General features: G+C 65.6%; 15 protein-coding genes and 1 tRNA gene. 5 read left to right on the top strand and 11 right to left on the bottom strand.

The window, feature by feature from the left end; all coding sequences use genetic code 11:
* The first annotated feature begins 3 nt into the window (after positions 1 to 3).
* From dmpG to ASC37_RS02670, 4 genes are read left to right on the top strand one after another with little or no spacing between them, the layout of a single operon-like run.
* Positions 4 to 1,035 carry a 4-hydroxy-2-oxovalerate aldolase gene (dmpG, locus tag ASC37_RS02685; protein ID WP_055422900.1) on the top strand — a complete coding sequence of 344 codons (1,032 nt, stop codon included), beginning with the start codon at positions 4 to 6 and terminating at the stop codon, positions 1,033 to 1,035.
* Positions 1,032 to 1,820 (top strand): 2-oxo-3-hexenedioate decarboxylase, encoded by a 789-nt coding sequence (gene dmpH, locus ASC37_RS02680; RefSeq protein WP_055422899.1) that lies wholly within the window; start codon positions 1,032 to 1,034, stop codon positions 1,818 to 1,820. Before dmpG ends, dmpH begins: the two co-directional genes overlap by 4 nt.
* Positions 1,765 to 2,028, top strand: coding sequence for a 4-oxalocrotonate tautomerase (locus ASC37_RS02675; RefSeq protein ID WP_267885670.1), 264 nt, complete (start codon positions 1,765 to 1,767; stop codon positions 2,026 to 2,028). Before dmpH ends, ASC37_RS02675 begins: the two co-directional genes overlap by 56 nt.
* Positions 2,029 to 2,066: 38 nt before the next feature.
* Positions 2,067 to 3,005 (top strand): SphA family protein, encoded by a 939-nt coding sequence (locus tag ASC37_RS02670; RefSeq protein WP_055422897.1) that lies wholly within the window; start codon positions 2,067 to 2,069, stop codon positions 3,003 to 3,005.
* A gap of 12 nt (positions 3,006 to 3,017) precedes the next feature.
* Here ASC37_RS02670 and ASC37_RS02665 read toward each other — a convergent pair whose 3' ends face one another.
* Positions 3,018 to 3,782 carry an SIR2 family NAD-dependent protein deacylase gene (locus ASC37_RS02665; RefSeq protein WP_055422896.1) on the bottom strand — a complete coding sequence of 255 codons (765 nt, stop codon included), beginning with the start codon at positions 3,780 to 3,782 and terminating at the stop codon, positions 3,018 to 3,020.
* Between the two features lie 52 nt (positions 3,783 to 3,834).
* Positions 3,835 to 4,779, bottom strand: a complete 945-nt coding sequence (locus ASC37_RS02660; protein WP_055422895.1) for a DMT family transporter — start codon at positions 4,777 to 4,779, stop codon at positions 3,835 to 3,837.
* 125 nt (positions 4,780 to 4,904) lie between these two features.
* Between ASC37_RS02660 and ASC37_RS11480 the strand changes: the two genes are divergently transcribed.
* Positions 4,905 to 5,522 carry a hypothetical protein gene (locus tag ASC37_RS11480; protein WP_072247894.1) on the top strand — a complete coding sequence of 206 codons (618 nt, stop codon included), beginning with the start codon at positions 4,905 to 4,907 and terminating at the stop codon, positions 5,520 to 5,522.
* Positions 5,523 to 5,542: 20 nt separating this feature from the next.
* On the opposite strand, the gene ychF is transcribed toward ASC37_RS11480, so the two are convergent.
* The 9 genes from ychF to ASC37_RS02605 form a co-directional block, all read right to left on the bottom strand.
* A complete protein-coding gene (ychF, locus tag ASC37_RS02645; RefSeq protein WP_055422892.1) occupies positions 5,543 to 6,634 on the bottom strand; it encodes a redox-regulated ATPase YchF in 1,092 nt (363 codons plus the stop codon).
* Positions 6,631 to 7,254: an aminoacyl-tRNA hydrolase gene (gene pth / locus ASC37_RS02640; RefSeq protein ID WP_055422891.1), complete on the bottom strand. Its 624-nt coding sequence runs from the start codon at positions 7,252 to 7,254 to the stop codon at positions 6,631 to 6,633. The genes ychF and pth overlap by 4 nt, the downstream gene beginning before the upstream one ends.
* A 14-nt stretch (positions 7,255 to 7,268) precedes the next feature.
* Positions 7,269 to 7,874 (bottom strand): 50S ribosomal protein L25/general stress protein Ctc, encoded by a 606-nt coding sequence (locus ASC37_RS02635; protein ID WP_055422890.1) that lies wholly within the window; start codon positions 7,872 to 7,874, stop codon positions 7,269 to 7,271.
* A gap of 88 nt (positions 7,875 to 7,962) precedes the next feature.
* On the bottom strand, positions 7,963 to 8,913 hold the full coding sequence (locus ASC37_RS02630) for a ribose-phosphate pyrophosphokinase (RefSeq protein ID WP_055422889.1): 951 nt from the start codon (positions 8,911 to 8,913) through the stop codon (positions 7,963 to 7,965).
* Positions 8,914 to 9,000: 87 nt separating this feature from the next.
* Positions 9,001 to 9,077, bottom strand: a tRNA-Gln gene (locus tag ASC37_RS02625).
* Positions 9,078 to 9,099: 22 nt separating this feature from the next.
* The gene (ispE, locus tag ASC37_RS02620; RefSeq protein ID WP_055422888.1) at positions 9,100 to 9,942 is read right to left on the bottom strand and encodes a 4-(cytidine 5'-diphospho)-2-C-methyl-D-erythritol kinase; all 843 of its coding nucleotides are present in this window, start codon (positions 9,940 to 9,942) and stop codon (positions 9,100 to 9,102) included.
* Positions 9,939 to 10,514, bottom strand: a complete 576-nt coding sequence (locus ASC37_RS02615; protein ID WP_055422887.1) for an outer membrane lipoprotein LolB — start codon at positions 10,512 to 10,514, stop codon at positions 9,939 to 9,941. Before ASC37_RS02615 ends, ispE begins: the two co-directional genes overlap by 4 nt.
* On the bottom strand, positions 10,511 to 12,229 hold the full coding sequence (locus ASC37_RS02610) for a tetratricopeptide repeat protein (protein WP_055422886.1): 1,719 nt from the start codon (positions 12,227 to 12,229) through the stop codon (positions 10,511 to 10,513). Before ASC37_RS02610 ends, ASC37_RS02615 begins: the two co-directional genes overlap by 4 nt.
* 124 nt (positions 12,230 to 12,353) lie before the next feature.
* The gene (locus ASC37_RS02605; RefSeq protein ID WP_055422885.1) at positions 12,354 to 13,295 is read right to left on the bottom strand and encodes a metal ABC transporter substrate-binding protein; all 942 of its coding nucleotides are present in this window, start codon (positions 13,293 to 13,295) and stop codon (positions 12,354 to 12,356) included.
* Positions 13,296 to 13,300: the final 5 nt, after the last annotated feature.

Below are 13,300 nucleotides of genomic sequence, written 5' to 3'. Positions count from 1 at the left end.
CAAATGGATCTTCGCGGCAAGAAAATCACCGTCCATGACATGACCCTGCGCGACGGGATGCACCCCAAGCGCCATCAGATCACGCTCGAGCAGATGGTCGCGATCGCCAAAGGGCTCGACGAAGCGGGCGTGCCCCTCATCGAAATCTCCCATGGCGACGGGCTGGGCGGGGCCTCGGTCAATTACGGCTTTCCGGCGCACAGCGACGAAGAGTACCTCGCCGCTGTCATCCCCAAGCTCAAGCGCGCCAAAGTTTCGGCCCTGCTGCTACCGGGCATCGGCACCGTCGATCACCTGAAAATGGCCCACGAACTCGGGGTGAATACCATCCGGGTGGCCACGCATTGCACCGAAGCCGACGTCTCCGAGCAGCACATCGGTATGGCGCGTAAACTCGGTATGGACACCGTGGGCTTTCTCATGATGGCCCACATGAACACGCCCGAAGGGCTGGTGCAGCAAGCCAAGCTCATGGAAAGCTATGGCGCCAACTGCATCTACGTCACCGATTCGGCCGGGCACTTGCTGCCCGACGGCGTCAAGGCGCGCGTGGGTGCGGTGCGCGAAGCGCTCAAACCCGAGACCGAGCTCGGCTTCCACGCCCACAACAATCTCGGCATGGCGATCGCCAACTCGCTCGCCGCCATCGAAGTGGGTGCCGTGCGCATCGACGGCTCGGCCGCGGGTCTGGGCGCGGGCGCAGGGAACACGCCCACCGAAGTGCTGGTGGCCGTGTGCGACCTGATGGGCATCGAGACGGGCATCGACGTCTTCAAGATCCAGGACGTGGCCGAAGACCTCGTCGTTCCCATCATGGACTTCCCCATCCGCATCGACCGCGACGCCCTCACCCTGGGTTACGCTGGCGTCTATGGCTCCTTCCTGCTTTTTGCCAAGCGCGCCGAGCAGAAATACGGCATCCCGGCCCGTGAGCTCCTCGTCGAGCTCGGACGTCGCGGCATGGTCGGCGGACAGGAAGACATGATCGAGGATACGGCGCTCAGCATGGCCAAGGCGCGGGAGATGGCGGCATGAAATTGGCACAGGAAGCGATCGAGCGCTTGGCCGAACACCTCGAGCGCTGCGAACTCGAGGCGCGCGACACGACCAAGATCACCGACGACTATCCCGACATGGACTGGGAAGACGCCTACGCCATCCAGGAGGCGATCAAACGGCGCAAGCTCGCCCGCGGCGCGCGGGTGGTCGGCTTCAAGGCAGGCCTCACCTCCCATGCCAAGATGCGGCAGATGGGCGTCTCCACCCCCTGTTTTGGGTTCCTCGTCGATGACTATGCCGTGCCCGAAGGAGGAGAGATCGACACGAGTGCGCTCATCCATCCCAAGGTCGAGCCGGAGATCGCGTTTGTGACCAAAGCTCCGCTCAAAGGGCCGGGCTGCCACATTGGCACGGTGCTCGCCGCCACCGATTTCGTCATCCCCGCCATCGAAGTGATCGATAGCCGCTACCGCGATTTCAAGTTCGACCTGAAGAGCGTGATCGCCGACAACTGCTCGAGCAGCCGTTTCGTCGTGGGAGGGCGCATTGTGCCGCCACAAGAGCTCGATTTGCGCACGATCGGTGTGGTATTGGAGAAAAACGGCGAGCCGGTGGCCTTTGGTGCCGGCGCGGCCGTGCTGGGGCATCCGGCGAGCGCCGTGGCCATGCTCGCCAATGAACTGGGTCGACGCGGCGAGGAGATTCCCGCCGGCAGCCTCATCCTCTCGGGCGGGATCACCGAGGCGGTGAGCGTACAAAAAGGGGATGCGATCACACTGCGGGTGCAGCACCTGGGATCCGTCGGCGTTCGGTTTCGTTGAAGAAAGGGGAGAAATCATGCCGTTCGTGCACATCTACATTCTCGAAGGCCGTACCGAAGAGCAGAAAAAGGCGGCGATCGCCAAGGTGACCGAGGCGCTGGTCGAATCGCTCGGTTCGCCCAAGGAGAACATCCGCGTGATGATTCAGGAGGTGCCAAAATCGCAATGGGGAATCGGCGGAGTGACCGCCAAGGATCTGGGCCGTTGACGCGTCAGTAAAACAAAAACGTTCAAAGGAGGGGTGTGATGAGCAGGAAACAGTGGCTTGCGGCGCTGGCGTGCGCTGGCTTGATGGGCGCGGCCTTCGCCAAAGAGGGGGGAGACCAATATCCCAACGGGGCCGAGAACTGGCTTGCCGGGGCGATCCCCCCGCCCGGTGACTATTTCATCAACTACTTCGGTTATTACAGCGGCGATCTCGTCGATGGCGACGGGCATAAGGTGAAGGGGGGGAACGACGTCTCGGCGTGGTTCGACGCATTGCGCTATGTGCACGTGAGCGAGGTGAAATTTCTGGGCGGTAACTGGGGCTGGCACGTCATTATGCCGTTCGTCTATCAGGATCTATCCTTGGGGGGCAATTCCGACGACAAGTTTGCTCTGGGCGACATGACGTTCAACCCGTTCTTCCTCGCGTGGCACAAGGACAATTGGCACTGGGTGGCTGGGGTGGACATCAACGCACCCACCGGGAAGTACGAATCCGGCGAGCCGACCAAGAGTATCGGCGCGAACTACTGGAGTTTCGAACCGCTCTTCGCCTTCACTTATCTCGGCGATACCGGCTGGGAGGTCTCCGCCAAGTTCATGTACAACGTCAAGACGGAGAACGAGGATTTTCGTCCCGCGCCGGGCGCGCCGAAAATGGATTATCAATCCGGTGATGAATTCCACATGGACTATCTCGTCGGCAAGCGCTTCGGTCAGTGGGGAGTCGGCCTGGCGGGCTACTATCTCAAGCAGACGACCGACGATGAGATCGACGGCAAAGAGATTTCCTCCGCCATGGGCCCCTGGTCGGATGGCCGACGGGGACAAGTATTCGCCATCGGCCCGAGCGTGACCTACACCACCGCCAAGGGAACGCACATGATCGCGCAGTGGCAGCATGAAAGCCATGTCGAAAACCGTTTCGAGGGGGACAAGTTCTACTTCAAGCTCATCATGCCGCTACAGTGGCAGTGAGCCACCCATTTTTTACCCCTCGCGCGAGCGCGCCGTTTCCACGATTCGCGGCAGGATCTGGGCGGCGTCGCCGCGCAGGCGGTAATCGACGAGGTGCGACACGGCAGTCGGTTCGGGGTTGATCTCTATCGTAGGTATGCCGGCGCTGGCGGCGAGCGCCACCGGTTCGGCGATGTAGGGGAAGAGGCTGGTCGTACCCACCGAGAACACGAGGTCGAATCCGCGTGCGAGCTCTTCGTCGAGTCGGGTGAGCGCTTCCGGCGGCAAGGGCTCGCCGAAGAGCACCGCACTGGGGCGCAGCACGGCGCCGCACTCAGGACAGCGCGGCGGGATGGGTAGATTCTGCCAATCTTCGTTTGGACGCCGGTAAGTGCACACGGTGCAGTGCAGCTCACGCAGATTGCCGTGAATCTCGATGACGTTGCGGCTGCCGGCTTCGAGATGCAGTCCGTCGACGTTTTGCGTGAGCACCACCGCGTGTGGCAGCGCGGCGATGGCGCGGTGCGCTTCGTTGACTTGCGCGCGGCCGGCCAGGCGCTGCGCCATGCGCAGGAGCTCGCGCCAGGTGAGTTCCGGCCGTGTGCGCAGCATGTAGCCCGAAAGCACGTCCTCGTAGGGCAGCCCTTCCTCATTGAGGCCGTTGGCGTAGAGCCCGCCCGTGCCGCGGTAGGTGGGTAAGCCCGAGGCGGCGGAAATGCCGGCTCCGGTGATGAAGAGCGGCCGACGGGCGAGGGCGAGCAGTTCGGCGATTTCGTCCAGCGTATGTGTATCGGTCATGATGATCGTTTATCTGAATGCGGATTCTAGATAGACCATCAGACCGGAAAGGTCAAATCCGGTTCGCACGGCTGCGCCGATGGCGCAAGGCGTCGTCGAGCGTGGCGGCCACCAGCCCGGTGAGGATGAACACGAAGCCGGCGAGATCGTTCCACGGCAGCGCCTCGCCCAGCATGGCCATGGAGGCGAGATAGCCCACCAGCGGCACGCTCAGGGTGGCGAGGCTGGTGGTGATGGCGGGCAGCGCCCGCGTGACGGTGATCATCGCCCAGAAGCAGAAGGCGGTGGTGATCGGTCCGTTGTAGAGGAGGATGATCCACAGCGGCGCTTCCCAGCGGATGTGGGCGACGTCTTCCAGCGCAAGGGAGAGCGGCAGCAGCACCAGGGCGGCGATGCCCGTCTGCCAGGGAGCGAGCGAAAGCGGTGTGCCGCGCCAGCGATGGCCTCGTACCTGCACGATCAACACCGCCCACAGGAGCGCCGCGAGCAGCAGCGCCCCGTTGCCGAACAGCACCTGCGGATCGCGCCAGTCGAAGGCGAGGGGATTGAATAGGATCACCACGCCGGCAAGCCCCAGGGTGACGCCCAGCAGCCGCAGGCGCGTGAGCGGCTCGCGCAGCCGCCATACGGCGAGCGGCAATACCCACAGCGGTGTGGTGTAGGCGAGGATGGCCGAGCGCCCGGCGGAGACGTATTGCAAGCCGAGGTTGACCAGGGCGCTGAAGGCGGCCATCTGCAGCAGACCGACGCTAACGACTACGGGCCAATCCTCACGGTGCGGCCACTTCAGCTGCCCGCGCCAGGCAGCCACGGCGGCGAGGATGGCGGTGCCCAGCACCATGCGCGCCGCGGCAAAGGCGATCGGCGGGATGTACTGCAGGCCGTATTTCATGATGGGCCAGTTGACCCCCCACAGCAGGATTACCGTGACGAGCAACATCGACGCCGCATGCGGCGCAAGGCGAGTAGAGGAGGGTTCGGGATCGGAGGAAGTCATGATGTCGTAGAAAGTGGGTTTTCCTCGGCGAGCAGGCGATATTGTGACGGAAACCTCGGCGATGGAAGTCATATTGCGGTAACTTTTTCGCCGTAGGCTGGTATCTCTCACAAGAGGGGATCACGATGGCCGAGGTTTTCCTCTCTCATGATCTCGTGTTGACGAAGACGGTCGATGGTTTCGACGAATTGGAGCGACGCAGCCGCGGTTTGCATGTGCGGGCGCGTCGTATCCTGATTTTGTGTGATGGAAATCGCCGTCTGGGAGAGATCGTTTCCGTTCTCGGTGCCAGTGCCGTCGCGGTGGCGTTCGAGCTCATGGAGCAGGGATTCTTGGCGGTTTCCGCCTCTGCCGAGCTCCACTCTCCCGCCCTCTCCTCCGCTGGGGCTAAGGAAAAGGAGCCAGAACCCGCGGGGCCAAGTGGCATGTTCCGCAAGAGTCGGGACGAGGGCAACAAAGCGTCGTCGCGCAACCGGCGACGCTCTATCGCCATGGCGCGTATGTATATGTTTGACATGGTTCACCGGCTCCTCGGGGATCAGGAGGAACCAGCCAGGGCCTATTTGCGTGACGCACGTTCTCCGGAAGCGTTGGTGGACGCTTTTTATGAATGCCTGCTGCTGATCGAAGAGATCAGCGGCGCGGAGATGGCGGGCAAGGTGGCCTCCCAACTGTTGGAGATGGTGCCAGAAGAACTGATGGAAACTTTGTCTCGGCGCACCGCCCTGCTGGGGCAAGGGTGAATGGATGCGCTCCAGCCTCGTCACACATTGAAGAGGAAGTGGATCACGTCGCCGTCCTGAACCACGTAGTCTTTGCCCTCGGCGCGCATCTTGCCGGCTTCCTTGGCGCCGTGCTCACCGCCGCAGCGGATGAAATCTTCATAGGAGATGGTCTGGGCACGGATGAATCCGCGTTCGAAGTCGGTGTGAATCACCCCGGCCGCCTGCGGGGCGGTGGCGCCGATGGGAATGGTCCAGGCGCGCACTTCCTTGACGCCGGCGGTGAAGTAGGTTTGCAAACCCAGGAGCCGGTAGGCGGCACGGATGAGCCGGTTCAGTCCCGGTTCTTCCAGCCCCATCTCGGCGAGGAAAGCCTGTTTGTCCGCCTCGTCGAGCTCGGCGATCTCGGCTTCGATCGCGGCGCAGATGGGGACGACTTCGGCGCCTTCGGCGGTGGCGTGTTCGCGTACGGCTTCGAGCAGCGGGTTGTCGGTGAAACCGTTCTCGCTCACGTTCGCGGCGTAGAGCACGGGCTTGGCGGTGAGCAGAAAGAGGGGCTTGAGAAGCGCCCGTTCTTCTTTGCCGAGCGCGAGCGCGCGCACCGGTTTGCCGGCGTCGAGCTGGGCGTAGACCTGTTCGAGCACGGACACGAGCGCCTTGGCCTCCTTGTCCCCGGCCTGCGCCGGCTTGCGCCAGCGGGTGAGGGCCTTTTCCACCGTGGCGAGATCGGCGAGCGCCAGTTCGGTGTCGATCACCTCGATGTCGCGGATCGGGTCGACGCCGCCCGCGACGTGCACCACGTTCGCATCTTCGAAGCAGCGTACGACGTGCACGATGGCATCGGTCTCGCGGATGTTGGCGAGGAACTGGTTGCCCAGACCCTCGCCCTTGCTCGCGCCAGCCACCAGCCCGGCGATGTCGACGAACTCGACGATGGCCGGGACGATGCGCTGTGGCTGCACGATGCGGGCGAGTTCGGCCAGGCGCGGGTCGGGTACTTCGACCACGCCCACGTTGGGTTCGATGGTGCAGAAGGGGTAGTTGGCCGCTTCGATTCCGGCCTTGGTGAGGGCGTTGAAGAGGGTGGATTTTCCGACGTTGGGTAGTCCGACGATGCCGCAGCGCAGACTCATGAGCTTCTTTCCTTGTCCGTTGGGCCGCTCTTGGGCGGTTTGGGTTTGGCGTTGATGCGCCCCATGGCGCGTTCCCAGCGCCCGGCAGCGATGTCGGGCCAGGCGGCGAGCGCGCGTTCGATGGCCTCCTCGATCGCCTGGCGCTCTTCGGCGCGGGGGGGCTTGAGCACGTAGTGGATCACCGCGTCGCGCTGCCCGGGGTGGCCGATCCCCAGGCGCAGGCGCCAGAAGCGGTCGGTGCCCAGTGCCGCCTGGATATCCTTGAGGCCGTTGTGACCGGCGTGGCTGCCGCCGAATTTCAAGCGCACGTCGCCGGGCGCGAGATCCAGTTCGTCATGGACCACGAGGATCGCTTCGGGTTCGATGCGAAAGAAGCGCGCGAGCGTTCCCACCGCCAGGCCGCTGCGGTTCATGTAGGTGGTGGGCAGGAGCAGCCGCAGCTCGCCCGCGCGGCCGACGAGGCCGTGAAAGCGGGACTCGGGCACGAGCGCGATGCCGAGCAGCTTGGCGAGCCGCTCACAAAACCAAAACCCGGCGTTGTGCCGGGTTTGGGCATATTCGGCCCCGGGGTTGCCGAGGCCGACCACGAGGCGCGGCGCCGCGCCGGGTAGTTGCGTCATGGCCGAATGGGGGATCAGCTGGCAGCCGCTTCGCCGCCCTCACCCTCGGCTTCGCCGCGCACCTTGAGCGCCGTGGCCACGACCGGATCGCCTTCACCGTGGTGCACGATCTCGACGCCGGGCGGCAGGCTGAGCTGCGACAGGTGCAGCGACTGTTCAGGCTGCAGGCCGGAGAGATCGACGGTGAGGTATTCGGGCAGATCCTTGGGCAGGCAGCGCACCTCCACTTCGGTGAGCACGTGGCTGACGATGCAGCCGCCGAGCTTGACCGCGGGGCTTTCTTCGGCGCCGATGAAGTGCAGCGGCACGTTGAGGTGGATCTTCTCGTTGGCCGAGACGCGCTGGAAGTCGACGTGCAGCACGAGCGGCTTGTAGGCGTGCCATTGGGCGTCGCGCAGCAGGACGGATTCACGTTCGCCGTCGATTTCGAGCATGAGGATGGAGGCGTGGAAGGCCTCGTTGTTGAGCTGATGGTAGATCTCGTTGTGATCGAGCGTGATCGGCTGGGGTGCCTTGTCGCCACCATAGACGATACCGGGCACGCGGCCGGCACGACGCAGGCGGCGGCTCGCACGCGTTCCCTGCTCGGTTCTCCGGCTGGCTTTCACGGTGATTTGCATCGGGGTTTCTCCTTGCGGTTGCTGGGTGCCGCCCGCGACCAGGCGGCGGAAGATCCGGCGCCGGGGCGCCGGGAAATTTATTCGTGGATCATTCGCTGAAGAGTGAGCTCACCGACTCTTCGTTGCTGATGCGCAGCAGGGTGTCGGCGATGAGCGCGCTCACCGAGATCTGGCGAATCTTGGGGCAGGCGCGCGCGTCGTCGCGCAGCGGAATGGTGTCGGTGACCACGAGCTCGTCGAGTTCGGAATCCTGGATGCGGGCGACCGCCGTGCCCGAGAGCACGGGGTGGGTGCAATAGGCGAGCACGCGGGTGGCGCCGTGCTCTTTGAGCGCCTGGGCGGCCTTGCACAGCGTGCCGGCGGTGTCGACGATGTCGTCCATGATGACGCAGGTACGCCCCTTGACTTCGCCGATGATGTTCATCACCTCCGAGACGTTGGCCTTGGGACGGCGCTTGTCGATGATGGCGAGGTCGCAGTCGAGCCGCTTGGCAAACGCGCGGGCGCGCACGACGCCGCCGACGTCGGGCGAGACGACCATGAGGTTCTCATAGCGCTGTTTTTCCAGGTCGTCGAGCAGCACGGGGGTGGCGTAGATGTTGTCCACCGGGATGTCGAAGAAGCCCTGGATTTGGTCGGCGTGCAGATCCATGGTGAGCACGCGCTGAACGCCCACGGCCTGCAGCATGTTGGCCACCACCTTGGCGGTGATGGGCACGCGGGCCGATCGGGGGCGACGGTCTTGCCGCGCGTAGCCGAAATAGGGCAGCGCGGCGGTGATGCGCCAGGCCGAGGCGCGCTTGAGCGCGTCGACCAGGACGATGAGCTCCATGAGGTTGTCGTTGGTCGGGGCGCAGGTGGGCTGTAGAATGAAGACGTCCTGACCGCGGACGTTTTCCAGGATCTCGACGTTGATTTCGCCGTCGGAGAAGCGCCCGACCGTGGCTGCTCCAAGGGGTATTCCCAGGCGCCGCACCACGTCTTGGGCGAGCTTGGGGTTGGCGTTGCCGGTGAAAACCATCATGCTGCCGCGAGGCATGCGTATTCTCCGCACCCGAGTCCGTCGTCACGGGACCAGACCCGCGAAAGTCGAAACGGGCAGGCGAGAGGCGCCTGCCCGTCGTGTTGGCTGGGGAGGAAGGATTCGAACCCTCGAATGCCGGAATCAAAATCCGGTGCCTTGACCAGCTTGGCGACTCCCCAAGTAACCGGTTCGCAGCGGCGCTCAGAGCCAATCGTGGAGCGGATGGCGGTGCAGCGTTCGCGCGACCTTCGCCTGCCAGCCCGAAGGGACTTGGGCGGCAATGCGCTCGGCCTCGGAGGGCTCGGCGAATTCGGCGAACACGCAACTGCCCGATCCGCTCATCCTGGCCATTCCGGCATGCCGGGCGAGCCATTCGAGCGCCGCATCGACTTCTGGAAACAACGCTCTTACCACGGGTTCGAGATCGTTTCGCAGAGGCGTCGCTGCGAGAGACGCTATTGTGCCAATGGGGGTATTCCTTGTCAAGCGGGGCGAGGCAAAAACCTGGGCCGTGGGGACGTGGATGCCTGGCCACAAGACTACGAACCAGCGCTCGGGGCCAGGGTAAGGGGTGAGACGCTCGCCAATGCCCTCGACGAAGGCGTCTTCGCCGAAGAGGAAGAAGGGGACGTCGGCGCCGAGCTGCAGGCCGAGTTCCATGAGCTGGGCCCGGGAAAGCCCGCCGTTCCAGAGGCGGTTGAGGGCGATCAGGGTGGTGGCGGCATCCGAGCTGCCTCCGCCCAGGCCGGCGCCGGCAGGAAGGACTTTGTGCAGGGTGAGGTCGACTCCGTACGGGGTGCCGAGGCGCTCTTGCAGCAGACGGGCGGCGCGAAGCGTGAGATCGGCCGATTCCGGCACGCCGGGGAGTTCGTGCGTACGGCGGATGAGTCCGTCGTCGCGGCGGGCGAAGTCGAGCGTGTCGCTCCAGTCGATGAGGCGAAAGTGCGATTGCAGCAGGTGGTAGCCGTCTTCACGCCGTCCGACCACGTGCAGGAAGGTGTTGAGCTTGGCCGGGGCTGGACAGCCCGTGAGCCAATCAGTCATGGTTCGGAACTCCAGGTGTCGAGCAGCAGCACGAGCCGGGCGGCACCGCGCTCGATCGTCAGCCGGCGCGGGCGATCGTCCTGCCAGGAATCGAAGGTGACGATCCAGCCGGAATGCCAGACGCGATAGGGCCTGCCCGCTTGGTCGCGCTCAATGCGGTCGGGCGCGGGGCCGGGGTCGCCCTGGATCCAGGCGGTGAGGGCGGAAAGCGGCGGCGGGGAGAAGCCGAGAAGGGGTTCGAGGAGCGCTGCGGCGTCGGCTTCGTGCCGTTCGCCTTCGGCCGTGGCGAGCGCGGCATCGCCGTCTTCGAGGGTGAGCCGCGCCAGCGTCTGGCCGGTGGGGGCGAAAAGGGAGAGTTCGGCGCGGCTTGGCGTGTGACTCCAGGCAAATGCAGTGGCGAAGCGATGTTCGCCGTCATCGGCGGCAAGCCGCCCTGTGAGGCGGAATTGGGTCAGCAGCGGGGCAGGGGTCGCGGCGGGGGGTTCGGGCGCGTTTCCGGGGACGGTAGCGCAGCCGTAGGGCAGCAAGAGCGCTGCCAGGAGTGCGCATCGCGCCGCGAAAGGACGACTCATTGGCCCTGTTGGCGCAGCCAGCGCTGTACGCGGCGCAGCGCTTCGGCATCGGGCGAGCGGCCGAGCGCCTGCTCGAGCAGGGCTTGAGCTTCTTCATGCCGCCCGAGCACGGTGAGGACCTCGACCAGGTGGGCGGCGATTTCGGGATCGTACTGGCGGCGATAGGCGCTTTGCAGCAGCGTCAACGCTTCTTCGGGGCGGCCTTGGCGGTAGCGCAGCCAGCCGACGCTGTCGAGGATGAAGGGGTCGTTGGGGGCGAGCGTGAGCGCGCGGGTGAGGAACCGCTCGGCTTCGTCGAGATCGCGGTTGGCATCGGCGAGCAGATAGCCCAGGGCGTTGAGCCCGTGGGCAAAGTCGGGGTGCAGCGCGACGAGCTTGCGCAGGTGGCCTTCGGCGGCTTCGTGCTGGCCGAGTCTTTCCAGGATCATGGCGTATTCGTAGAGGAGCTCGGGTTCGTCGCCGAGCTCGGCGATTGCCTCGTCGACCCAAGCGCGGGCGTCTTCGAGCCGGCCGGCGTCTTGCAGCAGGCGGCTTTTCAGGAGCACCTCGGTTTTGGGGTCGAGCACGGCGCGGGTCTGGTCGAGCGTATCGAACGCGGCTTCGATCTTGCCTTGCTTGGCCAGCGCCTGGGCGAGCAGCCGCTTGCTCTCGTCTTCCAGATCGGGATGGGAGATCTTGCGCAGTTCGAATTCGGCGCGCCGCGGCTGGCCGGCGGTGAGGTAGAGCTGGGCGAGCTGCAGGCGCAGGAAATCGGTGTTGTCTCCCGCTTTGGCGATGGCGCGCTTGAGCGCGGCGATGGCGCGGTCGACGTGGCCGGTGCGCTCGGCCATCAGGGCCACGGCCTGCAGCAATTGGGCGTCGTCAGGGGCGTCGGCGAGCAGTTTTTCGAGGTGCTGGAGGGATTCTTCCTCGCGCCCGGGCGTGACGGCGAGGTGCTTGGCGAGCGTGAAGCGCACGACGCGGGCGTAGGGGTGTTCCTGCAGATAGGATTCGAGCCGGGCGATGGCGGTGGCCGTGTCGCCCTGCTCGCCGAGGATTTCGGCCCACAGCGCGAGCGCGAGATCCCAGTCGGGGCGCAGGGTGAGGGCGTGCTCGGCCGCCTGGCGCGCGGCGGGGAGGTCGCCGGCGCGGCGGGCGGCTTCGGCGCGGGCCAGCTGCGCTTCCGGGTATTCGAGGTAAGGGGTGGTGGCGAGCTCGATGATGCGGCGCGCCATTTCGGCATCGTCCAGCTCGTCGAGGGCGGCATTCAGGCCGAGAAGGTTCTGCGGCAGCTGTTCGGGGTGGCGTTTGAGGATTTCGTCGAGCTGCGCCAAGACGGCTTTTTCGCGCTGGGCATCGAGCTCGGCGCGCATGCGCTCGAAGCGCTCGATGGCTTCGGTATCGGGTTCGATCTGGCGCCAGAGGGCGAGGGCGCGGTTGAGGGCATCTCCCTGGCGCGTGATGGCGGCGATCTCGGCCGCGCGGCGGGCGAGTTGCGCCGAGCGGGCATGGCGGGCGGCGAGCAGGAAGGCTTGCGTGGCCCGGCCGTACTCTTGCTGGCGCAGGGCGAGCTCCCCGATGAGCGTCCAATAGACCGTTTCGCCGTCGAGTGCTTCTGCCGGCGATTCGGCCGGTGCGGCGGCATCCATGGGGGGATGGGGCGATTGGGCGAGCACACAGGAGCAGGCCGTGACGAGGCCCAGCGAGAGGAAGAGACGGCGAAAGCGACGGTTCATGGCACCTCGATGCGGGGAGGGCCGGATCGGGGATGATGCGCGGCGACGAGGCCGCTTGCCCGATCCCGGCCAGCTTTTTGCATAGGATAGCGCAGAAACCACCGATCCGCGCCCTTGGGTAAGATCAGGGGTTGGGTGCCGCCAAGGCGTCGTGGAGCGTCCGGGCGTTGATCTCGACGAGATCGCGGTAAGTCGGCGCAGCACCGCCGGGGCCGCTGAGGGCGTCCGAATAGAGGCGTCCGCCCACGGTAAGCCCGGCTTCGCGGCGCAGCTGTTCGACGAGGCGGGGGTCGGAGACGTTCTCCAGGAAGGCAACGCGGATGCCCTCGCGCCGGGCGCGGTCGGAGAGCGCAGCGAGCGCCTTGGCGCTGAGCTCGCCATGCGGCACCACGCCCTGGATGCCGATGAGCTCCAGGCCGTAGGCGCGGGCAAGGTAGCGGAATGCGTCATGATTGGTGTAGGCGCGGCGGGATTCGGGCGGCAAGGTGGCAAAGCGCTCGTTCCAGGTGTGCCACAGGGATTCGAGGCTTCGAGCATAGTCGGCGGCGCGGCGCCGGTAGTCGTCGGCGTGCGTGGGGTCGCGTTGGGCCAGGGCTTCGGCCAGCATCGGCATCACCTTGGCCACGAGGCGCGGATCTTGCCAGAAGTGGGGGTCGAAGGCGCCGTGATGGTGGTCGTCATCGTGCTCGTCGTGTGTCTCTCCGGCGGGCAGGAGGTCTTCGGGCGGCAGCAGCTCACCCAGCATCACGATCGGTTTTTTACCGACGCTGCGGGCGAGCCGTTCGATCCAGTCATCGAACCCCAGATCGATGCCAACCACGAGGGAGGCTTCCTTGAGGGCGCGGGTATCCGAGGGCTTGGGCTGGTAGCCGTGGGCATCGGCATCGGGGCCGATGAGGGCCGTGACTTCGACCCGGTCGCCGCCCACTTGCCGCACCCAGTCGGCGGCGATGGAGAACGTGGCGACGACGCGCAAGGGGGCTTCTGCCCGGGCGCCGACGGGGGAGAGGAAGAGGAACGGTGCAGCGGCGAGCGCGAGGAGAAGGCGACGGCGGATGGTCGGCATGGGGA

Source organism: Tepidiphilus thermophilus (assembly GCF_001418245.1).
GTDB classification, from domain to species: domain Bacteria; phylum Pseudomonadota; class Gammaproteobacteria; order Burkholderiales; family Rhodocyclaceae; genus Tepidiphilus; species Tepidiphilus succinatimandens.
The sequence above is the reverse complement of the archived record's forward strand: the minus strand, read 5'-3'. Positions and strand labels throughout refer to the sequence as shown.

Bases quoted from the DNA above. Each gene is read 5' to 3' on its own strand.
- ASC37_RS02660 (WP_055422895.1), bottom strand. From the start codon at position 4,779: ATGACTTCCTCCGATCCCGAACCCTCCTCTACTCGCCTTGCGCCGCAT.
- ASC37_RS02675 (WP_267885670.1), top strand. From the start codon at position 1,765: ATGCGATCACACTGCGGGTGCAGCACCTGGGATCCGTCGGCGTTCGGT.
- ASC37_RS02630 (WP_055422889.1), bottom strand. From the start codon at position 8,913: ATGCCTCGCGGCAGCATGATGGTTTTCACCGGCAACGCCAACCCCAAG.
- ASC37_RS02615 (WP_055422887.1), bottom strand. From the start codon at position 10,514: ATGAGTCGTCCTTTCGCGGCGCGATGCGCACTCCTGGCAGCGCTCTTG.
- ASC37_RS02670 (WP_055422897.1), top strand. From the start codon at position 2,067: ATGAGCAGGAAACAGTGGCTTGCGGCGCTGGCGTGCGCTGGCTTGATG.
- ASC37_RS02605 (WP_055422885.1), bottom strand. From the start codon at position 13,295: ATGCCGACCATCCGCCGTCGCCTTCTCCTCGCGCTCGCCGCTGCACCG.
- ASC37_RS02665 (WP_055422896.1), bottom strand. From the start codon at position 3,782: ATGACCGATACACATACGCTGGACGAAATCGCCGAACTGCTCGCCCTC.
- dmpG (WP_055422900.1), top strand. From the start codon at position 4: ATGGATCTTCGCGGCAAGAAAATCACCGTCCATGACATGACCCTGCGC.
- ychF (WP_055422892.1), bottom strand. From the start codon at position 6,634: ATGAGTCTGCGCTGCGGCATCGTCGGACTACCCAACGTCGGAAAATCC.
- ASC37_RS11480 (WP_072247894.1), top strand. From the start codon at position 4,905: ATGGCCGAGGTTTTCCTCTCTCATGATCTCGTGTTGACGAAGACGGTC.
- ispE (WP_055422888.1), bottom strand. From the start codon at position 9,942: ATGACTGATTGGCTCACGGGCTGTCCAGCCCCGGCCAAGCTCAACACC.
- ASC37_RS02635 (WP_055422890.1), bottom strand. From the start codon at position 7,874: ATGCAAATCACCGTGAAAGCCAGCCGGAGAACCGAGCAGGGAACGCGT.
- ASC37_RS02610 (WP_055422886.1), bottom strand. From the start codon at position 12,229: ATGAACCGTCGCTTTCGCCGTCTCTTCCTCTCGCTGGGCCTCGTCACG.
- pth (WP_055422891.1), bottom strand. From the start codon at position 7,254: ATGACGCAACTACCCGGCGCGGCGCCGCGCCTCGTGGTCGGCCTCGGC.
- dmpH (WP_055422899.1), top strand. From the start codon at position 1,032: ATGAAATTGGCACAGGAAGCGATCGAGCGCTTGGCCGAACACCTCGAG.